Annotated in this window: 21 protein-coding genes; 11 read left to right on the top strand and 10 right to left on the bottom strand. The window is 63.1% G+C overall.

The features are described from left to right. Positions 1 to 135: 135 nt before the first annotated feature. Positions 136 to 1503, top strand: coding sequence for a TIGR03808 family TAT-translocated repetitive protein (locus tag A7X77_RS04825; protein ID WP_064681875.1), 1368 nt, complete (start codon positions 136 to 138; stop codon positions 1501 to 1503). A gap of 70 nt (positions 1504 to 1573) precedes the next feature. Here the strand turns inward: A7X77_RS04825 and A7X77_RS04820 are convergent, their stop codons facing one another. After that, positions 1574 to 2038, bottom strand: a complete 465-nt coding sequence (locus tag A7X77_RS04820) for a YbhB/YbcL family Raf kinase inhibitor-like protein (RefSeq protein ID WP_064681874.1) — start codon at positions 2036 to 2038, stop codon at positions 1574 to 1576. Between the two features lie 19 nt (positions 2039 to 2057). Next, complete coding sequence (locus tag A7X77_RS04815; RefSeq protein ID WP_038687613.1) at positions 2058 to 2297, bottom strand: hypothetical protein; 240 nt, start codon at positions 2295 to 2297, stop codon at positions 2058 to 2060. A gap of 203 nt (positions 2298 to 2500) precedes the next feature. Between A7X77_RS04815 and A7X77_RS04810 the strand changes: the two genes are divergently transcribed. Beyond that, a complete protein-coding gene (locus A7X77_RS04810; protein ID WP_064681873.1) occupies positions 2501 to 3166 on the top strand; it encodes a glutathione S-transferase family protein in 666 nt (221 codons plus the stop codon). Here A7X77_RS04810 and A7X77_RS04805 read toward each other — a convergent pair whose 3' ends face one another. Next, on the bottom strand, positions 3167 to 4063 hold the full coding sequence (locus A7X77_RS04805) for a LysR substrate-binding domain-containing protein (protein WP_064681872.1): 897 nt from the start codon (positions 4061 to 4063) through the stop codon (positions 3167 to 3169). Between the two features lie 112 nt (positions 4064 to 4175). Between A7X77_RS04805 and A7X77_RS04800 the strand changes: the two genes are divergently transcribed. From A7X77_RS04800 to A7X77_RS04785, 4 genes are all read left to right on the top strand, one after another. Beyond that, positions 4176 to 4376 carry a hypothetical protein gene (locus A7X77_RS04800; RefSeq protein WP_064681871.1) on the top strand — a complete coding sequence of 67 codons (201 nt, stop codon included), beginning with the start codon at positions 4176 to 4178 and terminating at the stop codon, positions 4374 to 4376. Between the two features lie 39 nt (positions 4377 to 4415). Then, a complete protein-coding gene (locus tag A7X77_RS04795) occupies positions 4416 to 4781 on the top strand; it encodes an MmcQ/YjbR family DNA-binding protein (protein WP_064681870.1) in 366 nt (121 codons plus the stop codon). A 242-nt stretch (positions 4782 to 5023) separates the two neighbouring features. After that, positions 5024 to 5863: an SDR family NAD(P)-dependent oxidoreductase gene (locus A7X77_RS04790; protein WP_064681869.1), complete on the top strand. Its 840-nt coding sequence runs from the start codon at positions 5024 to 5026 to the stop codon at positions 5861 to 5863. A 226-nt stretch (positions 5864 to 6089) separates the two neighbouring features. Next, positions 6090 to 6647: a DUF2087 domain-containing protein gene (locus tag A7X77_RS04785; protein ID WP_064681868.1), complete on the top strand. Its 558-nt coding sequence runs from the start codon at positions 6090 to 6092 to the stop codon at positions 6645 to 6647. Positions 6648 to 6818: 171 nt separating this feature from the next. Here A7X77_RS04785 and A7X77_RS04780 read toward each other — a convergent pair whose 3' ends face one another. Beyond that, the gene (locus tag A7X77_RS04780) at positions 6819 to 7439 is read right to left on the bottom strand and encodes a glutathione S-transferase family protein (RefSeq protein ID WP_064681867.1); all 621 of its coding nucleotides are present in this window, start codon (positions 7437 to 7439) and stop codon (positions 6819 to 6821) included. Between the two features lie 232 nt (positions 7440 to 7671). Next, entirely contained in the window at positions 7672 to 8028 is a 357-nt protein-coding gene (locus A7X77_RS04775; protein WP_064681866.1) for a hypothetical protein, read from the bottom strand. Between the two features lie 128 nt (positions 8029 to 8156). Here A7X77_RS04775 and A7X77_RS04770 point away from each other — a divergent pair, with 128 nt between their 5' ends. Continuing rightward, positions 8157 to 8912, top strand: a complete 756-nt coding sequence (locus tag A7X77_RS04770; protein WP_064681865.1) for a DeoR/GlpR family DNA-binding transcription regulator — start codon at positions 8157 to 8159, stop codon at positions 8910 to 8912. Here A7X77_RS04770 and A7X77_RS04765 read toward each other — a convergent pair whose 3' ends face one another. Further along, a complete protein-coding gene (locus A7X77_RS04765) occupies positions 8913 to 9920 on the bottom strand; it encodes an asparaginase (protein WP_064681864.1) in 1008 nt (335 codons plus the stop codon). Between the two features lie 446 nt (positions 9921 to 10366). Between A7X77_RS04765 and A7X77_RS04760 the strand changes: the two genes are divergently transcribed. Together A7X77_RS04760 and A7X77_RS04755 are read left to right on the top strand one after the other, a co-directional pair. Beyond that, positions 10367 to 10606 (top strand): hypothetical protein, encoded by a 240-nt coding sequence (locus tag A7X77_RS04760; protein WP_064682310.1) that lies wholly within the window; start codon positions 10367 to 10369, stop codon positions 10604 to 10606. A gap of 75 nt (positions 10607 to 10681) precedes the next feature. Continuing rightward, positions 10682 to 11917 carry an MFS transporter gene (locus A7X77_RS04755; protein WP_348626277.1) on the top strand — a complete coding sequence of 412 codons (1236 nt, stop codon included), beginning with the start codon at positions 10682 to 10684 and terminating at the stop codon, positions 11915 to 11917. Between the two features lie 406 nt (positions 11918 to 12323). Here A7X77_RS04755 and A7X77_RS04750 read toward each other — a convergent pair whose 3' ends face one another. The 4 genes from A7X77_RS04750 to A7X77_RS04735 form a co-directional block, all read right to left on the bottom strand. Continuing rightward, the gene (locus A7X77_RS04750; RefSeq protein ID WP_064681862.1) at positions 12324 to 13322 is read right to left on the bottom strand and encodes an NAD(P)H-quinone oxidoreductase; all 999 of its coding nucleotides are present in this window, start codon (positions 13320 to 13322) and stop codon (positions 12324 to 12326) included. Positions 13323 to 13401: 79 nt separating this feature from the next. Next, entirely contained in the window at positions 13402 to 15219 is a 1818-nt protein-coding gene (locus tag A7X77_RS04745) for a GGDEF domain-containing protein (protein WP_245293710.1), read from the bottom strand. Positions 15220 to 15378: 159 nt separating this feature from the next. Beyond that, complete coding sequence (locus A7X77_RS04740; protein ID WP_064681860.1) at positions 15379 to 15621, bottom strand: ribbon-helix-helix domain-containing protein; 243 nt, start codon at positions 15619 to 15621, stop codon at positions 15379 to 15381. 162 nt (positions 15622 to 15783) lie between these two features. After that, a complete protein-coding gene (locus A7X77_RS04735; protein WP_064681859.1) occupies positions 15784 to 16332 on the bottom strand; it encodes an HdeD family acid-resistance protein in 549 nt (182 codons plus the stop codon). Between the two features lie 140 nt (positions 16333 to 16472). Between A7X77_RS04735 and betI the strand changes: the two genes are divergently transcribed. Then, positions 16473 to 17108, top strand: coding sequence for a transcriptional regulator BetI (betI, locus tag A7X77_RS04730; protein WP_245293709.1), 636 nt, complete (start codon positions 16473 to 16475; stop codon positions 17106 to 17108). A 1-nt stretch (position 17109) separates the two neighbouring features. Continuing rightward, a complete protein-coding gene (gene betB, locus A7X77_RS04725) occupies positions 17110 to 18573 on the top strand; it encodes a betaine-aldehyde dehydrogenase (RefSeq protein ID WP_064681857.1) in 1464 nt (487 codons plus the stop codon). Positions 18574 to 18659: the final 86 nt, after the last annotated feature.

The raw sequence follows: 18659 nt of genomic DNA, 5'->3' as shown, positions 1-18659 counted from the left end.
AAAATAAGCGGCGAGATCCTGCCCTCAACTAGGACGGCGACCGCATTTCGCGCACTCGGGGAAAAGTCTGTGCCAAAAGAAGACAGGGCGGGATGGCACGTTTCCTGCTACGGGCAGGCCATGACAAGCGCCCGAATGCCTTCACGCCGCGACATGCTTCTCTTTCTCGCTGCCTCGGCGGTTGCGGGCGGGGCGTCGCGCGCGTTTGCCTCGCCGCTGACAGCTGCTGCACAGCCCGATCTGCGCGGCGCGATCGACGCCGTGGAATATCGCGCCATTCCCGAAAGCGGCGACCGCAAGGCACGCAACCTGGAGCAGATGATCAAACAGGCGGCGGCCGAGAACGTGCCGGTCTTCCTGCCGCCCGGCACCTACCGGATCTCCAATCTGACTTTGCCCGACAACACCCGCATCACGGGCGTGCCCGGCGCCTCGCGGATCGTCTATACCGGCGACGGCCATCTGTTTTCGGCCGAAAATGTCCGGCGCATCGAGCTTTCCAATCTCGTCATCGACGGCGGCAACCGCTGGCTCGGCGATTATGCCGGCGGGCTCCTCCAATTTACCGGCGTCGGCGAGGTGCTGATCGACAATTGCGAGATCGGCGGCAGCCGCAAGCACGGCCTGCAGCTGGAGCGTTGCGGCGGGCGCATCGAACGCAGCCGCATTTCCGGTGCGGCCCAAGCCGGGCTTTACGCCGTCGATTCCGCCAATCTTTCGGTCACGGGAAATACGATCGCCGATTGCGGCAATGGCGGCATTCTCGTGCATCGCTGGAAGAAGGCGGAAGACGGCACGGTGGTTTCCGGCAACCGGATTTCCAACATCCGCGCCAATGACGGCGGCACCGGCCAGAACGGCAACGGCATCAACATCTTCCGCGCCGACGGGGTGATGGTTGTGAACAACCATATTTCCGACTGCGCCTTTACGGCGATCCGCGCCAATTCGGCCTCGGACATCCAGATCAGCAGCAACCAGTGCCGGCGCTCCGGCGAGACGGCGATCTATGTCGAATTCGCCTTCGAGGGTGCTGTGGTCTCCGCCAACATGATCGACGGGGCGGCCAATGGCATTTCGATCGCCAATTTCGACGAAGGCGGCAGGCTTGCGAGCGTCACCGGCAACGTCGTGCGCAACCTGACGCTGAAGGGCCCCTACCAGCACGAGGTTGGCTTCGGCATCGGCATTGCGGCGGAGGCCGATACGCTGGTGTCGGCCAATGTGATCGAGGGGGCGCCGCGCTGGGGAATGCAGATCGGCTGGGGCGCCTATCTGCGCAATGTCGTCGTCAGCGGCAATGTGGTGCGCAAGGCCCCGGTCGGCTGCGCCGTCTCGGTCGCCAACGGCGCCGGCACCGCCGTCATCACCGACAATGTCTTCCAGGAAGCCACCGACGGCGCGGTTCTCGGCTTCGAGTGGGAGAAACAAGTCTCCGGCGAGCTGGCGAACGGCGGCTCGCCCTATGCGCAGCTCACCGTCGAGCGCAACCGCATCTCCTGACGGACGTGGCGGCTTTCAACCGCCGGCGGCTCTGCCGGCGGTAAGAGCTCACGCACTTGAATTCATAGCGTCACTGCGTCTGATAGGTGCCGGTGATGGTCGCTTCCGCCAAGGCATGTTTCTTTGCCTCCGCCCACATGGCGCTGATGCCGGCGGCATCGGGTGTCAGGAGCTTCGGCACGTCGAGGGCGGCGAGGCGGAAGATATAATGATGCGGGCGATCGCCGGCCGGCGGTTGCGGGCCGTCGTAACGGGCGTTGCCGAAATCGTTTTTGTAGAAGCGCGGCGCCTGTTCGGGTGCGGTGTCGACGCTTTCGGCTAGTTCAGTCCACTGCGCCGGGATATTGGCGATACCGCAGTGGCGGAAGGTGCCGCGCGGGGCATCCGGATCCTCGACCACCAGAGCAAAGCTCCTGGTCTCGTTGGGGGCGCCGCTCCAGGCAAGCGGCGGAAAGAGATTCTCGCCCGCGCGCGCATATTTCTTAGGGATCGGCTGATCCTGCGCGAAGGCTTTGCTGATCAATGTCAAAGTCATGACATTCTCCTTTGTCTTCTCAGGGACGGCCTCTTCCCTTCTTATGCTCGCTTTCCTGGTTGCGGCCGCGCATGATCGCGCGATCGTCGTTTCCGGTATCCGGATCCGGCTTCAGATCGCCTCCCTTGCGATGCGCTTGCCTCGCCTGTGGATTGCGCTGCAGATCTGCTGCGGCGTCGAAATCCTCACCGGCATTTGCCGTCTTCTCGCGTTTTTCGATAACGCGAAGCTGCTGTTCATGCGTCTTCTTCCCCGTCATGACATTCCTCCTTAACTGAGAACGCACCCCTGCTTTCGACGCCTCGACGGCGCCAGCCTCTGAGGGTCGAACCCGCCGGCCCGCTCATTGTTCCGCCAGCCCGTGGCGTATCAAAAGCTTTCATCGTCCCATCAGTGGCGGAGGCTTTTCCGCAGGAGGTGCGGCGTTTACCATTTCTCCCGACACATCGAGGGGATTTGGTCATGCTGACAATCTATGGGGTTTATCGATCGCGCGCCTCGCGCGTTTACTGGATGGCGGAAGAGCTCGGGCTCGAGTTCCGCTCGGTGCCGGTGCTGCAGGCCAGGCGGCTTGCCGATCCGCTCTCCGCGGAGGCGCCGCTCAACACGCACTCGGCCGATTTCGCTGCCGTCAATCCGATGGCGCAGATCCCCAGCATTCGCGACGGCGACCTCGTCATGCACGAGTCGCTGGCGATTAATCTTTATCTTGCCCGCAAACACGGCGGGCCGCTGTCGGGCCAAACCGTCGAGGAAGACGGATTGCTGACGATGTGGACCGTCTGGGCGGCCTCGCAAGTCGAGCCGCATTCGGTCAGGATCGTGCTGACCTATGATAACGGCCTCGAAAACAGCGCCGAGGGCAAGGAGACGATCGCGGCCGCCTGCTATAGTCTGCGCCGGCCGCTTGCGGCGCTCGAAAGCCATCTCGCCGGGCGCCAGTGGATCATCGGCGACCGCTTCACCGTCGCCGATCTCAACATTGCCGAGGTGCTGCGCTACGCCCAGAGCGAGATGGCGCTTTTCGATGCCCATCCGAACATTAAGGCCTGGATCGAGCGCTGCCAGTCCCGCCCCGCCTATAAGAGAATGCAGGAGACGCGCGGCAAGGAGCCGGTCGAGATCTGATTATCGGAACAGCGTCAGCGTGCCGGCCATTTCCTGACGGATCCAGGCCTTGAAATCCCTGACCTTCTTGGGCTCACGCGCACCCTCGGCTGTGATGAAATAATGGCCGAATCCGGTCTTTGCGCGAATGCCGAACGGGGCCGCCAGCCGACCTTCGGCAAGCGCAAAGTGAGCGAGGGTCTGCCAGGCAAGCATGACGCCCTGGCCGGCGATCGCCGCATCGAGGCAGAGCGAGGCGTCGTTGAAGACATGGCGCGTCGCAAGCGTCGCGCCCGACAGTCCCGCCTCCCGCATCCAGACTTCCCAGCTGAACATGGCGCGGCCATCGATAATGGCAGGCAATGCCAGGATATCGGCGGGCTCTTTCAATCTCGCCGCCATCTCCGGCGAGCAGACCGGAAAGACCTCCTGTTGCAGCAGCAGCTCCGCCTTCACGTCAGGCCATTTGCCGTTGCCGACGCGGATGCCGATATCGACATCGCCCAGCGCCGGATTGACGAGATTGGTCGTCGCATCCAGCCGCAGCTTGATGTCGGGATGACGCTCGGCGAAGCGGTCGAGCCGGCAGACGAGCCAGCGGGCGGCGAAGACCGGCGCCACGGAAATGGTCAGGATCGTGTCGTCCTTACGGCTGGCGATCGACACCGCCGCCGAAAGGCGGGTAAAGCCCTCGTCGAGTGCTGAAAGCACCGGCCGGCCGGCTTCGGTGGCGATCATGCCGCGAGCGGTGCGCTCGAAGATCACCTGCCCCAGCTGTGCCTCGGCCTTGATCACCTGCTGGCTGACGGCGCCGACCGAGACACCAAGCTCGTCGGCGGCGGCCTGAAGTGAGCCGAGACGGCCGACCGCCTCCAGCGCCCTGAGGCCGTTGAGATGGACCGTGTTGAGGTTCTTCATATAATTTTTCTATAGCAGAGCCATGGTAATCTCAATTGAAAATCCGCCCAAGTAAGCCGAGATTACAGCATACGATCATGACCCAGCACCGCTGGAGAAAGCGAGGCCTGCCGTGTCGTTGCTGAAGTTTTTCTTGAAGCCTATTGCTGCCATCAGCAGCACGCAACCTGCCAATACCCCGACCTGGGAGGAGGATCCGCTGCGCCATCCACAGGTCGAGCGCATGTCGCTGCGCGAAATCGCCGATCTGCCGCTCGGCGCGGAGACCGGTTTTCATGCAGAGGCGAAACCGCGCCTGGCGAAATGCGCGTGACATCGTGCTAAGTTTCGCCCGAGGAGAAAGGGCGGGACAATGGCCGGCGAAGTCGACCTTATCTTCCAGCGTTTGAAGCGGCTGGCGGCGGAAGCCGGCCTGCCCGACGTCGAGGAGAGCACCTCCTACGGCAATCCGGCGCTGAAAGTTGCCGGCAAGAGTTTTGTGGCGGTGAAAAACCCCGAGACGATCGTCATTTCGATTTCGCTTGACGACAAGGATCATCTCCTGGAAATGGCGCCGGACATCTACTTCCAGACCGATCATTATGTCGGCTGGCCGTATCTGCCGCTGCGCGCCGCCCTGATCGGCGACGAGGAATTGCGGCTGCGGCTGATCGGCGCCTGGCTATTCCGGGCGCCGAAGAAGCTGGCCGCTCGTTTCAGGGATCGGCCGGCATCGTAGGCGCGGGCGCCGAATGGTGGGCGCCGCGGGCGTGGGGCGCTGATCTTTTTGAAGCGCACAAAAGCGCAGCGGTTTTGCAGCAGCGACATGCGTGACAAGCGAAAGCAGGCCGAGCGAATCTGAAAAATCGCGCCTCGCTTCAGGCGACGGCGCGCCGCGCAAAAAAGCGATCGCGCAGGGTGAGCCTCTCTGTCAATATACGCATCTCCGCGTCGATCGACAGTCCATCCAGGAGGCCCACCGTGAACGACATCGTCGCCTTGGTCACCGGCGCAAGCCGCGGCATTGGCCGCGGCATCGCCCTTGCTTTGCTTGCCGAAGGGTTCACGGTGCATGTGACCGCCAGGACGCGTTTCGAGGCAGAGGCACAGCAAGCCGGATCGACGGGCTCGCTCGAGGGGCTCGAGCATGAAGCGGCAAAACTGCCGGGACGCATCGTCGTCCACCGATGCGATCACGGCAAAGACGCCGACACCGAGCGTGTGGCCGACGCTATACGGGCGGGCGGCAGGCTCGATATTCTGGTGAACAATGCCTGGCCGGGTTACGAGAACATGGTCGAAGACGGGGATTTCACCTGGCCCCGGCCGTTCTGGCAGCAGCCCACCTGGCGATGGGAGGCAATGATCGGCACTGCGCTGAGAGGCGCTTTCATGATGTCGCGCGCGGTCGCTCCGCTGATGATCTCGGCGCGACGCGGCTTGATCGTCAATATTTCCTTCTGGGCAGCCCAGCTCTACGAGGGCAATGCGATCTACGGCATCGCCAAGGCTGCCGCCGACAAGATGGCCACGGACTTCGCGCATGAGCTGCGCTCTCACAATGTCGCCGCCGTCGCTCTCTATCCGGGGCTGGTCCGCACTGAAGCCGTTCTTGAGAACGCCGAATATTTCGACCTGAGCAATTCGGAATCGCCTCAGTTCATCGGCCATGTCATTGCGGGGCTGTGGCGAGACCCGGCGCTGATGTTGAAATCCGGGCACGCCCTGATTGCGGCGGCGTTGGCGCGGGAATACGGCATCACCGATCTCGACGGCTACAGGCCGGTTCCCCTTTCCGCCGCCGACTTTGTCAGAGATTGATTTTGCTTCGTCCGGGCCATCAGGCGGAGCTGCCGAGCCTGAAAGCCGTTGAAATATCGGATCGCGATGATATCGCTGCATCGGGTCTGCAGTTCACCCAGGCATCGCCGTTCTCCGGAACACGCTAAACCTGACAATGACGAAGATATGGACACCGATCCCGTGCCATGTCGGAAGGGCGATCACCGATAATCCATCCGGAACGGCGCGACCAAAGGATTAGGTCATGTCCAGAAAACCCATTCCGCTCACGGTGGGCGACACGTCGGCATTTGCCAAGTCGCTGCGCCTGCAGCTTGCCGCACATGAGGGGCTTCCCTCTCACCTCCAGTTCTTGAACATGCTGGCGAGGGCCGCCGGTCACGGCAATTTCCAGAGCCTGCGTGCAGAAACCGGCTCCGGGAGCAAGGGAGAACCACCCACACCGGCACCTGTTCGCGATGCCGCGATCGATCGCAAGCATATCGAGCGCGTTCAACGCAGTTTTGACGAGGAGTTTCGCCTCATGCGCTGGCCCTCGCGGCGCATGGACCAGGTCACGGCGCTTTGGCTTCTCTGGTCGCGCATTCCCTCCGCAAGGGAGATGTCAGAAAAAGAGGTCAATGCTCTTCTCCGCGACAGGCACCTGTTTGGAGATCACGCTTTGCTGCGCCGGGAGCTCTGCGAACTCGGCCTGATGAGCCGGACGCGCGATGGCAGCATCTACAGGCGGGTCGAGCGGCGGCCGATGCCGATACAGGCGGCGACGATCTTGCGTCAGCATTCCTCACGGCAGGCAGATTGATCGCCGTTGCTGGGGCGCCTTTTCGGGAGCCCACCGTCGGTTTACAGCGCATCGCGATCTTTGGATTCGCCGCGCGCGACATGCATCGGGCGCCTCATTCTGCGCCGATGCCAGCCTGCCGCTGGCCGCGCGAAGGGCGATTGCCGAGGCCCATATAGTGCTAGGCATCCGTCAGCTGCGATCGCAGGCGAGCGCGCGCTGAACGGCGGGGCGCTGCAGCATGCGGGCGTGGTGGTCGCTGATTTTTGCGAAGCGGGCGGGGTCGACGCCGTCGGCCGGCAGCCAGTCGGTTATGACGAAGAGATAGGGGTCAGCGAGCGAATAGGTCTCGCCCATCACCCACGGGCCCTTGAACATCGTCTCTTCGATCAGGGTGAAACAATCGGCCATATTCTGCGGCACCTTCGCCTTCATCGCCTCGATCGCTGAGGGATCGTCGGACCAGCGGGAGCCGCGCCGGCGATGGGCATGGTTTACATGCACGGTCGAGCAGAGATAGCTATTGAAGGACTGCAGCCGCGCCATCTCGAAGACATCGCCGAGCGGCGCCAGTTTGGCGGCCGGCGCGCTTTCAGCGATAAAGCCGAGAATCGCCGGCGTTTCGGTCAGCACGCCGCGCTCGGTCACCAGCGCCGGCACGCGTCCCTTGGGGTTGATCTTCAGATAATCCGGCGAACGCTGCTCGCCATTGGCGAAGCTGAGCTTCTTCGTTTCGAAGGCGAGGCCGGATTCTTCCAGGGCGACCAGGCTTGCAAGCGCGCAGGTCCCCGAGGCGTAGTACAATGTCAGCATGGTTCTCGTCTCCCTTTCGGGATGTGGTATAGCGCAGGAATGGGTCCGCCGGAACCGGGGAGATGGCGGTTATTGGCATGGCGGACCTACCGTGCGCCCCCCCTCATCCGACCCTTCGGCCACCTTTGCCTGGGTCGAGCGTCCTACGGCCCCCCGCGGGGAAGAAGGGGTGAGCGGCAGGGCCGCGAATGCGCTGAGCATCAAGCGAAGGGCACATTAAGGCCCCCGCCCCTCAGCCGCAGCCCGGCACATCCTCCAGCCTGTGCCACACCGGGATGCCGCGCTCCCTGGCGATGCGCACGTCGTTGTCGGCGCCCTTGGATTCGCCAGGCAGACGCAGCACACCCTCGCAGAGCTGCAGCAGCCGGCCGGCCACCGGGTGGAAAATTTCCTCGTAGAGCGCATCGCCGACCGACCTGCCGCCGGCCGCATGCCAGATCGGCAGCGCTACCCATTCGCCGATCATCGGCACGTGGCCGGCGGCAAACAGCTTGTGCGAAGGCTCCTCCAACCGCTTCAGGTTGGCGGCCATCTTTTCCGGGTCGTCGCCCGTTCCCGACCGGTAAGGCCCGGCAATCAAAATCAGCATCTTTTACTCCATCGTTGAGCGCTCCCTGCCTCATGCACGGGACTTCCCGAAAATGCACGATAATTCTTGAATGTCGAGTCATTTCGTGCAGTATCACGCTATCTCGTTCAATTTTGTGCGGAGAGACGATGCTGACGACGCAACGCAAGACCCTGATCCTCGACATATTGCGCCGTGACGGCCAGGTGATCGCTAAGCGCGTCGCCGAGGATTTTTCGCTTTCGGAAGACACGATCCGGCGCGACCTCCGAGAAATGGCGGCGGAAGGGCTGTTGAAACGCGTGCATGGCGGGGCGATGCCGCTTTCGCCTGACCTGCCCGATTTCACCGCGCGCCGCAGTGTCTCGTCCGAGATCAAGGCGCGACTCGGGGCGGCAGCGGCGGCGATGGTCAAGCCGGGGCAGATGATCTTCCTCGACGGCGGCACGACGACGGCGGAGGTCGCCAGGCACTTGCCACGCGACATGCCGCTGACGGTTGCCACCCACAGTCCGACGATCGCCGCCGAACTCGAACACCATCCGACGGCCGATGTGATCCTTGCCGGCGGCCGGCTCTACAAACATTCAATGGTGGCGACGGGGGCGGCGGCGATGGCGGCGATCTCGCTGCTGCGCCCCGACCTGTTCTTCCTCGGCGTCACCGCCGCCCATCCGGTGCACGGGCTATCCACCGGCGATTTCGAGGAAGCGGCGATTAAACGCCATATCGCCCGCTGCTCGGCCGAAACGCATGTGCTGCTGACGCAGGAGAAGTTCGACCTCGTCTCGCCCTGCCCGGTGCTCGGCATTTCCGAGGTGGCCGGGCTGATCGTGCCGGCCGAGATGAGCGACGAGCGGCTGAAACCCTATCGCGATCTCAATAACACGATCGCCGCGGCATAATCATTCGGCCAAGGCCGAGGTAACGCTGATATCGCCGACATGGATGCCGTTCCAATTGCGCATCGAGGGCGCGGCAAAGCCCATCAGGGCGGCGTGCACCTCGTCCTCCGTCTCGAAGAAGCGGGCGAGCGTGGCGGCCACCATGGCCTCGGCAGCACGCGTGGCGCCGTCCTCGCATTTCAGCGCGATGGCGATGCCCTTTTCCGGGATCGCGGCGCAGAAGACGCCCTCGGCGCCGGTCTTGACGAAGATGCGGCCCGGGGCGATCTGCATCAGCTTCGTGCAGGCGCGGCCGGAGCCGGCGACATAGAAGGGCTCGGCCATGCAGGCCTCGATCAGGCGGCGGGATGCCTTGGCACGCAGGCGTTCCAGGCCGGTTCCAGTCGCCATTTTGGCGAAGCCGCGGGCAAGGCTCCTGAGCGGCACCGCATAGGTCGGGATGGAGCAGCCGTCGGTGCCGCAGGCCTCGGCGCCGAGCACGGCGCCGGTCAGGCTTTCCATCGCGGCGCGGATCTCGACCTGCAGCGGGTGCTCATAGCCGACATAGCCCTTCGGATCGATATGCTGGTGGCAGCAGGTACAGATGAAACCGGAATGTTTGCCGGAGCAATTGTTGTGCAGCGCGGTCGGCGCCTCCAGCGTGCGGGCCTGGTGGATCAGGACCTTCTGGCTCATCGACCAATGGGCGCCGCATTCCAGTGCTTCGGCATTGCGGCCGGCGCGCGCCAGCATGGAGGCGGCAAGCGCCACATGCTCGTCCTCGCCATTATGCGAGGCGCAGGCGAGCGCCAGCTCCTTGTCACCGAAACCATAGGCGTCGGCCGCACCGCTTTCGACGAGCGGCAGCGCCTGCATCGCCTTGCAGGCCGAACGCGGGAAGACGGCGGCTTCGATATCGCCGAGCGAAAAGACGAGCTTGCCGTCGCCATCGACGACGGCCACCGCGCCGCGGTGGCGGCTTTCGACAAGCAGGCCACGGGTAACTTCGACGGTGACGGGACTGGTCATGGGTTCTCATCCGGATGCTGGCGGGATGCGGCAGGCATAACGCGTCGAGGCACGAAAGCCAACGGGTTTAGGCTACCTGTTTGGTGGCTGCGCGGGTTCCCGGCGCCGCCGACGCGTCGACGGGATGTTTGGCGGAGGCGCCACGTCGGCCTTGAGCCGGCGATCCATGTCCGTTGCTAACGGAGGCCAGCATGGATGCTCGGCTCAAGGCCGAGCATGACGGCGGGTGGGGTGGCTCCTGGAGCAGAACCGCAATGCCGGGGCGGAGGATGCGCATGCTGCCAATTCGGTCTCGACCTCCGTCATCCCAGATCTTGCGCCTCGCTCCAGCCGTATTGATGAAGGCTGCTCGGATCGCGACCTCCGCGCCCCGTGTGAACGCAAGCCTTGAGGTTGGAGGCGTAGCGACGCTATCCCGCAACCGAGTCACATTCGAAGGTATCATCTTGCAATCAGGTCTATCCATTTCAGCGTCCATATTGTGGGTATTTTTCACGCTCGTCTCTCTCGGTCTGGCCTGCTGGTTGGCGCGCCGGCCCAAGAGGACAAGCGTTGGAATCATCTTCGGGGCCCTTCTGGGGTTGGCTTTGATGTCGATTGCGCCGGCGCTGACCGGTTTCCTCGGAAGCATTCTTCCCCTGGGGCAAATCGATTTCTGGCTCGCCGGTTTGACGGCGCAGATCTGACCCAACAATTATAACAGGAATTGATTGAAACGATCGAAAACTATCGTTTCTCTGATGCATCGGACGCAGCTAAAGATGGTGCGTCAGGAACCGCCCCCAATGTCATCCACTCTTTCCTTGATTCTGCGCGATAATAGAATCCGCATTCCCACCGTGACGCTCGTCGCGCTCGCCTTCACTTACGCCTCGACCGTGCCTTACCAGTCGATCATCGGCATCAATGAACTGGGCTTGAGCAACGGCACCTATTCGGCGCTGGTGTTCTTCTCGGCGATCGTCAACGTTATTACGAGCCTGACGCTCGGGATCTGGTCGGACCGGCTGAAGGAGCGGCGGCCGCTGGTGCTGGCGCTTTCGGTCGCCGGCATGCTCGGCTTCGGATCGATCGCGATCATCCACAGCCCGGCAATCTTCATCGTCTCGACGCTTCTGCTGGTGCCGATGAGCAATTCCACTTATTCGTTGCTTTTCGCCAGCCTGCGCGCCAGAACCAACCAGATCGAGCGCGGTGCGGGCGCCGCGGTCACGGCAACTGTGCGGGCGCTGTTTTCCGGCTCCTGGGCGCTGGCGCCGGGGCTGATCGGCCTCTATCTCGTCAATTCGACGTCGATGACGCCGGCCTATGGGATCGCGGCCTTCGCAAGCCTCGTCTGCTTCTGCCTGTATTTCTTCTTCGCGCCGGGCAACGGCACGGCCGGCCCCGTCCCCGATCCCGTCGGATTCCTGGTTTCGCTGAAGCGGATATTCATGCCCTATGTGCTGGTGCGCGTCGCCGTCATGTCGCTGCTGTTCGGATTGCAGCGGCTGAACGGCATGCTCCTTCCGCTGATCATCACCCATGCGGCAGGTGGAAGTGTAGTCGACGTCGGTTTCATCGCTGGGCTGACGGCGCTTCTGGAAATGCCGTTCATGATGATGTGGGGTTTTGCCCAACGGCGCTTCCGCACCGTGCATGTGCTCGCCTTTGGCGCACTGATCTATTGCGCCTATCTGCTGCTGCTCGGACTTTCTTCCGCACCCTGGCACCTCTATGCGCTGCTTCTCGTCAACGCCTGCGGGGCGGCGGCGATCCTCAGCGTTCCGATCACCTATCTGCAGGACCTTATCGCCGACCGGCCGGGGCTCGGAACCTCGCTGCTCTCGCTCAACACCTTCATCGGCACCGGCATCGCCGCCGGGCTCTTCGCCTTCGGCACATCGCTCACCGATTATTCCGGTACCGCCTTCGTCGGCGCCGCCGCGGGTCTCGCGGCGATCGGCGCGCTGCTCTATCTCGAAAGCAGCCGGCGGCAGGTTCGGCAGCCGGCCTGAGGTTTGAGCAGCTCGTGCCGGCTTAAGAAGTGCAGATAAGGACCCCACGGCACATTGATCATCTGCCCCTCACCCTAACCCTCTCCCCGTTCTGACGGGGCGAGGGGACGTGCCCCTCGGTAGCTAGATGGAACTCAGAGGTTGCGGCTACTCCCCTTCGCCCCGCAAAGGGGAGGTGGCGGTAGCCGGATGAGGGGCACGAGGCGATCTCTAGGCGAGATAATTTAGGTTAGAAAGGCCAAGCCTTGCCGCGGTGTGATGCGGCGAGCGCGCAAAAGGATGTGTTCCGCTGCGCTCGACCTCGGCACCGAAAACGGCGCGGAAGGTTTCGAGTGCGGAGCGGCAGGAGCCGGCGCAGGCGGATGCGGACATTCATGCAAGTTGCCCGCAATGGCAGATAAACCCCTCAGCCGAGGCGCAGCATGATCTTGCCGATATGGCTGCCGTCCTCCAGCAGCCGGTGCGCCGCAACCACGTCCTCGAAGGCGAAGACCTTGTGAATAACAGGGGCGACGGTGCCGGCCTCCAGAAGCGGCCAGACTTCGGAGAGCAGGTCGTCGCGGATGGCCCGTTTTTCCTCCGCCGTGCGCGGGCGCATGGTGGAACCGGTGACCGTCAGCCGCTTGACCATGATCGGCGAGAGATTGACTTTTTCGGCGACGGCGCCGCCGAGGAAGGCGATGATCGACAGGCAGCCGTCTTTGGCGAGCGAGGCGAGGTTGCGCTCGAAGTAGGCGGCGCCGATCATGTCGAGGATGATGTCGACGCCCTGGCCGGTCTCGGCCTTGATCACCGCGGCGAAATCCTCGCTGCGGTAGTTGATCGCCCGTTTGGCGCCGAGCCTTTCGCAGGCCTCGCATTTTTCGCCCGAGCCCGCCGTCGCATAGACCTCGGCGCCGAAGGCGCGGGCGAGCTGGATCGCCGTCGTGCCGATGCCGCTGGTGCCGCCATGGATCAGCACCATCTCGCCTTCGGTCAGCCCGGCCATCTGGAAGAGGTTGGCCCAGACGGTGAAGAAGGTTTCCGGCAGGGCGGCCGCCCTCACCGCGTCAAAGCCCTTGGGAAAGGGCAGGATCTGGCCTGCCGGCAGCAGGCAATATTCGGCGTAGGCGCCGCCATTGGCAAGGCCGCAGACCTTGTCGCCGACGGCATGATCGGCGACACCAGGGCCGACGGCGACGATTTCACCGGATAGTTCCAGACCGAGGATCGGGCTCGCATCCTTCGGCGGGGGATAGCTGCCCTGGCGCTGGGCAATGTCGGGGCGGTTGACGCCGATCGCCTCGGCGCGCACCAGCACCTGCCCCGCTTCGGGCACCGGCAACGGACGCCTGCCGATCGTCATGACCTCCGGCCCGCCGAAGGAGCTGAGATCGACGAAACGCATTTCCTCAGGCAATAGCATGGTGCGATCCTCCCTGATCCTAAAACAGGGGAATTAAATCAGCACCGCCGGCTTGGAAAGGTTGGAAGCGGCAAGGGCGTCAATTCGCCTCGCCCAAGACGTGGAAGGCGAGGCCCTCCTCGCTCTCCTTGGCGGCCGATTTGACGACGGCGATTTCGGCGCTGACGCGGTTGATATCGTCGATGACGAGGCCTTCCGGCAGTTCGAGCACGCCGATCGAGCAGCGCATCAGCGGGAACAGGGCCTCGGTGCCGGTGCGGTCGTGGCCGAGGATGCGGCCGGCGGCGCGGTGCTCTTCGGAATAGAGGTCGAGCACGTCGTCATGGAAATCGCTGATCAGCCGGTCGAGAATTTCCGTCAGCTCGTCCTGCGTCCCGCCGACGACGCCAATGAAGAAGTCGTCGCCGCCGACATGGCCGAGGAAATGACGCTCGGCGAAGAAATAACGGCGCATCAGCGCGGCAAACAGCGAGATCGCGTGATCGCCGAGATGGAAGCCATAAGCATCGTTGAACGGCTTAAAATTGTCGAAGTCGCAATAGCAGAAATGGCGGACCTCATCGCCGTCGCGGCCGGACTGGCGCATGAAATCACGGATGGCGCGATTGCCGGGCAGGCCGGTCAGGGGGTTCTGGTCCTGGGCGGTCTTCAGCTGCTTCTCGTTGATGACCTTGATCAGCGAGGCGGCGGAGACGACGCCGGCATAACGCATATTGTCGGTGAGGATCAGGCAGTTGCTGCCTTCCATATTGGCGAAGATCGCCATCAGATGCTCAGCATCGCTGTCGAGGCCGACAATCGGCGCCATCTCGACGAAATGCGAAATGCTGCGCTCATACATCTTGTTCTTCAGGAGATCGCGGCCGAAGGGCTGATAGATAAATTCCTTGAGGTGGTGCTCGTGAATGATGCCGCGCGGCTCGTCATTGGCGTTGAGCACGGGAAAGAAAGCCTGGCGCGGATTGCGGCGGAAAAGTTCGAAGACGCTGTCGATGCTGTCGTTCTCGTAAACCGTCGGCAGGAGTTCGATCTGCCTGCGGATGAGGATCTCGTCGAGCGACTGGCTGGCGCGCTTGCCTTTTCCGAGTTCCTGCAGATGCGGGAAGGACGGCGCGAGCTCGGACACATGCGTCGTCGGCCGCGAGATGAACCAGCCCTGGACAAGGTCAACGCCATATTCGCGACAGGCGATGAATTCGGCTTCGGTTTCGATGCCCTCGGCGATGACGCGGGTGCCGAGCACATGGGCGATATTGACGATGCTTCTCAGGAGGTGACGCTTGCGCGGGCTGCGATCGATCTCGGCGACGAAATGGCGGTCGATCTTCAGATAGTCGACAGCATAGTCGCAAAGCAGTTTCATTTCGCCGTGACCGACGCCGAAATCGTCGATCGCCAGCTTGAAGCCGGCCTTGCGCAGCTTCGACACCAGGGCGGAGAATTCCGGCACGCTGGTATTGTCGAAACGCTCGGAGAATTCGAAACAGATCGAAGACGGCGGGATATTCGCGGTCCTCAGATGCTGCAATAGGTTTTCGACCAGGCGCTCGCCATGCGGGATCAGCCGGACATCGAGATTGAGGAAGAGCGTGGAGCTGGAGAAATTCGACAGCGTCGCGAATTTGGCGAGCGCGCGGCTCGCCAGCATTTGTTCGAGCTGTAAGAGCTGGCCGGCCTGATGGGCCTCGTCGAGAATGTCGGCCGGCGTGTCGAAGCCGATGCGTTCCTGGCCGCGCATCAGCGATTCATAACCGAACACCGTGCCGGTGCCGGCCTCGACGATCGGCTGGAAGGCATTCTCGACCACAAGCTTGGCAAGGGTGACGATCTGGTCGCTGGCATAACGGCGCAGGACGTCGGGCTCGACGGGAGCAACCAGGGATGTGGCGGTTTTCATCTCGGCCGAGCTCCGCTGTGAATTGTTCTTCTTGAGCCAGGACCATGCGGCAGAAGGATCAACGAACCCTTTCGCCAGTGTGAAAGTTTTGTGAAAGACGCGAACCATCGCTGCGCGTTCCGCGTTTATTCGAATTCCCCCATGCAATCAGATGCTTATTCAGGCGGAGCGACGGCGCTGCGCCTCATGATCGGCAAACATGTCGGCGACGCATTTGCCGCCCGAGACAACGCTCTCGTCATCGAGGGGATCGGCCTTGATTTCGCCGAGCTTGCGGGCGCTGTCCCAGAGGCGCAGCGCCTCGCGGACGACCTCGCTGCTCGAGGCGTAGCCGCCATTATCGACGGCGGCACGAATGCCCGCTGCCTGTTGCGGAGAGATGGAAACGGTGACCATCGGCATGAACTTCCTCCCTTTTTTATTCAGGCAGAACCCTGCCTTTGGGGGATGCATGACCATTTGCGGCGTTCGTACACAGAACCACACCCTTTTGGCGAGCGGTCCATACCCCTTAAGTCTAATCCCCCGTCATGTCCTTGTCAAAATAGGCGTAGCAAAAAGGCTTCAGCCGCGGATGCCGAGGCCGAAGGCGATCATCGTCCAGCCCTGGATAATGAGATCGGCAGCCAGGAACAGGCCGAGGACCCAGAGGCTGTTGACCGGCCAGCCGAGCGCGATGACGAAACCGGCAAGGGCAGTGATAACGCCGCTGGCGACGATCCAGCCCCAGCCCTTGGCCGGCTTCATGCGCCTGCCGACCCAGGTGCGGAAGACGCCGGCGATGACCAGAGCGAGCGACAGAAACAGCGTCAGCGCCGCCGATGTCAGGATCGGATTGACGAAGGCGCAGATGCCGGCCAGCACATAGAGCAGGCCGCTCAACGCCCAGAAGAGCACATGATCCCAACCGCGCACCTGGAAGGCGTGGACGAGATAGATGACGCCGCCGAACAGCATCAGAATGCCGACGTAATAGACGGAGACGACGGTCGCGAGCATCAGATTGCCGAGAGCGATCAGCCCGCAGACGAAGAGCAGCACGCCGAGGCCGACGAACCAGATCCATTTCGACTGCAGCTGGGATTTTGGCACTCCGTCAAAGACATCTGTCATAACGCACCTCCCGGATGATTTTGAATATGTTGCAGCAAAATCTCGCGAAAAGATCCGAACCCACGTCAGACGCGAAAGATTTTTGTTGATTGATCAGTCAATCAAAAATAACATAGCACGGTTTTCAGGGAGTTGTGGCCTTGCCCAAAGTCGGAATGGAGCCGGTGCGCCGCAAGGCGCTTGTCGACGCGGCGCTGCGGGTGATCGGCGATCACGGCTCGCTTGCCGTCACCATGTCCGACATCGCCCGCCAGGCCGGCGTGTCGCCAGCCCTTGCCCATCATTATTTCGGCAGCAAGGAGCAGTTGCTGATCGAAACGATCCGCTCGCTGCTGCGGCAACTGCGCCGCGACACGGTGGCGGCGCTGAAGGCGGCGCGGACGCCGCGCGAGCGGCTTTCGGCCGTCATCCGCGTCAGCTTCCATGCCGACCAGTTCGCGCCCGAGACGATCGCCGCATGGCTTGCCTTCTATGCCGAGGCGCAGCGCTCGGAGGAGACGCGCCGCTTCCTGGTGATCTATGCCCGACGGCTGCGCTCCAACCTGCTTGCCGATCTCAAGGCGCTGCTGCCGGCCGATGCCGCAGAACGCGTCGCCGAGGGCGCTGCGGCGATGATCGACGGGCTCTATATCAGGCGAAGTCTGAAATCGGCGCCGATCGGCATCGAAGCCTCGATCGCGCTGACGGAGGATTATGTGAACGCGCTTCTGGCCGGCGCCTCCCCTTCTCCCACCGGGGAAGGAAAAACTACTTTCGCACCATCCAAGGATAAATGACATGAAAGCCCAGCCGAAAGCCTCGCACTTCATCGATGGCGAATATGTCGAGGACAGCGACGGCGCCGTCATCGAGAGCCTTTATCCTGCCACCGGCGAGGTGATCGCCCGGCTGCATGCGGCAACGCCTGCGATCGTCGAGAAGGCGATCGCCGCGGCCAGACGCGCCCAGCCGGAATGGGCGGCGATGAGCCCGATGGCGCGCGGCCGCATCTTGAAACGCGCCGCCGAGATCATGCGCGAGCGCAACCGCGAGCTCTCCGAACTGGAAACGCTCGACACCGGCAAGCCGATCCAGGAGACGATCGTCGCCGATCCGACCTCGGGCGCCGACGCCTTCGAATTCTTCGGCGGAATCGCGCCGGCCGGCCTCAACGGATCCCATATCCCGCTCGGCCAGGATTTTGCCTATACCAAGCGTGTCCCCCTCGGGGTCTGCGTCGGCATCGGCGCCTGGAACTATCCGCAGCAGATCGCCTGCTGGAAAAGTGCCCCCGCGCTCATCTCGGGCAACGCCATGGTGTTCAAGCCCTCGGAAAACACCCCGCTCGGCGCCCTGAAGATCGCCGAGATCCTGCATGAGGCGGGGCTGCCGAAGGGGCTCTTCAACGTCATCCAGGGCGACCGCGACACCGGGCCGCTGCTCGTCAACCATCCCGGCGTCGCCAAGGTGTCGCTGACCGGATCGGTGCCGACAGGGCGCCGGGTCGCGGCGGCGGCGGCCGGCAGCCTCAAGCACGTGACGATGGAGCTCGGCGGCAAGTCGCCGCTCATCGTCTTCGACGATGCCGATCTCGATTCGGCGGTCGGCGGGGCCATGCTCGGCAATTTCTATTCGACCGGCCAGGTCTGCTCGAACGGCACGCGCGTCTTCGTGCAGAAGCCGATCAAGGCCGAGTTCCTGAAGCGGCTGAAGGCGCGCACCGAAGCGATGCTGATCGGCGACCCGATGGACGAGGCGACGCAGATCGGCCCGATGGTTTCCTGGGCGCAGCGCGAGAAGGTGATCGCCTATATCGAAAAGGGCAAGGCCGAGGGCGCCACGCTGATTGCCGGCGGTGGCATCCCCAACAACGTCTCCGGTGAAGGCTATTACGTGCAGCCGACCGTCTTTGCCGACGTCACCGACGACATGACCATCGCCCGCGAAGAGATCTTCGGGCCAGTGATGTCGGTGCTCGATTTCGACGATGAGGACGAGGTGATCACCCGCGCCAATGCCAGCGAATTCGGCCTCTCCGGCGGCGTCTTCACCGCCGACCTCACCCGCGCCCACCGCGTCGTCGACCGGCTGGAGGCCGGCACGCTGTGGATCAACACCTACAATCTCTGCCCTGTCGAAATCCCCTTCGGCGGCTCGAAACAATCCGGCTTCGGCCGCGAGAATTCGCTGGCGGCGCTGGAGCATTATTCCGAGCTGAAGACGGTTTACGTCGGCATGGGGCCGGTGGCCGCACCTTATTGAAGACATCTGTGACCCGAACTTGCCCCTCACCCTAACCCTCTCCCCGCGCGCGGGGAGAGGGGACGTGCCCAAAGCAACGTCGAAGA

It is taken from the genome of Rhizobium bangladeshense (genome assembly GCF_001662075.1).
Classification (GTDB): domain Bacteria; phylum Pseudomonadota; class Alphaproteobacteria; order Rhizobiales; family Rhizobiaceae; genus Rhizobium; species Rhizobium bangladeshense_B.
Note: the sequence above shows the minus strand (reverse complement) of the source record. Positions and strands in the feature narration are given on the sequence as shown.

What these genes read in the sequence shown, in the direction of transcription:
- A7X77_RS04825 (WP_064681875.1), top strand. Translation starts at nt 136, where the DNA reads ATGCCTTCACGCCGCGACATGCTTCTCTTTCTCGCTGCCTCGGCGGTT.
- A7X77_RS04820 (WP_064681874.1), bottom strand. Translation starts at nt 2,038, where the DNA reads ATGACTTTGACATTGATCAGCAAAGCCTTCGCGCAGGATCAGCCGATC.
- A7X77_RS04815 (WP_038687613.1), bottom strand. Translation starts at nt 2,297, where the DNA reads ATGACGGGGAAGAAGACGCATGAACAGCAGCTTCGCGTTATCGAAAAA.
- A7X77_RS04810 (WP_064681873.1), top strand. Translation starts at nt 2,501, where the DNA reads ATGCTGACAATCTATGGGGTTTATCGATCGCGCGCCTCGCGCGTTTAC.
- A7X77_RS04805 (WP_064681872.1), bottom strand. Translation starts at nt 4,063, where the DNA reads ATGAAGAACCTCAACACGGTCCATCTCAACGGCCTCAGGGCGCTGGAG.
- A7X77_RS04795 (WP_064681870.1), top strand. Translation starts at nt 4,416, where the DNA reads ATGGCCGGCGAAGTCGACCTTATCTTCCAGCGTTTGAAGCGGCTGGCG.
- A7X77_RS04785 (WP_064681868.1), top strand. Translation starts at nt 6,090, where the DNA reads ATGTCCAGAAAACCCATTCCGCTCACGGTGGGCGACACGTCGGCATTT.
- A7X77_RS04780 (WP_064681867.1), bottom strand. Translation starts at nt 7,439, where the DNA reads ATGCTGACATTGTACTACGCCTCGGGGACCTGCGCGCTTGCAAGCCTG.
- A7X77_RS04775 (WP_064681866.1), bottom strand. Translation starts at nt 8,028, where the DNA reads ATGCTGATTTTGATTGCCGGGCCTTACCGGTCGGGAACGGGCGACGAC.
- A7X77_RS04770 (WP_064681865.1), top strand. Translation starts at nt 8,157, where the DNA reads ATGCTGACGACGCAACGCAAGACCCTGATCCTCGACATATTGCGCCGT.
- A7X77_RS04765 (WP_064681864.1), bottom strand. Translation starts at nt 9,920, where the DNA reads ATGACCAGTCCCGTCACCGTCGAAGTTACCCGTGGCCTGCTTGTCGAA.
- A7X77_RS04755 (WP_348626277.1), top strand. Translation starts at nt 10,682, where the DNA reads ATGGTGCGTCAGGAACCGCCCCCAATGTCATCCACTCTTTCCTTGATT.
- A7X77_RS04750 (WP_064681862.1), bottom strand. Translation starts at nt 13,322, where the DNA reads ATGCTATTGCCTGAGGAAATGCGTTTCGTCGATCTCAGCTCCTTCGGC.
- A7X77_RS04745 (WP_245293710.1), bottom strand. Translation starts at nt 15,219, where the DNA reads ATGAAAACCGCCACATCCCTGGTTGCTCCCGTCGAGCCCGACGTCCTG.
- A7X77_RS04740 (WP_064681860.1), bottom strand. Translation starts at nt 15,621, where the DNA reads ATGCCGATGGTCACCGTTTCCATCTCTCCGCAACAGGCAGCGGGCATT.
- A7X77_RS04735 (WP_064681859.1), bottom strand. Translation starts at nt 16,332, where the DNA reads ATGACAGATGTCTTTGACGGAGTGCCAAAATCCCAGCTGCAGTCGAAA.
- betB (WP_064681857.1), top strand. Translation starts at nt 17,110, where the DNA reads ATGAAAGCCCAGCCGAAAGCCTCGCACTTCATCGATGGCGAATATGTC.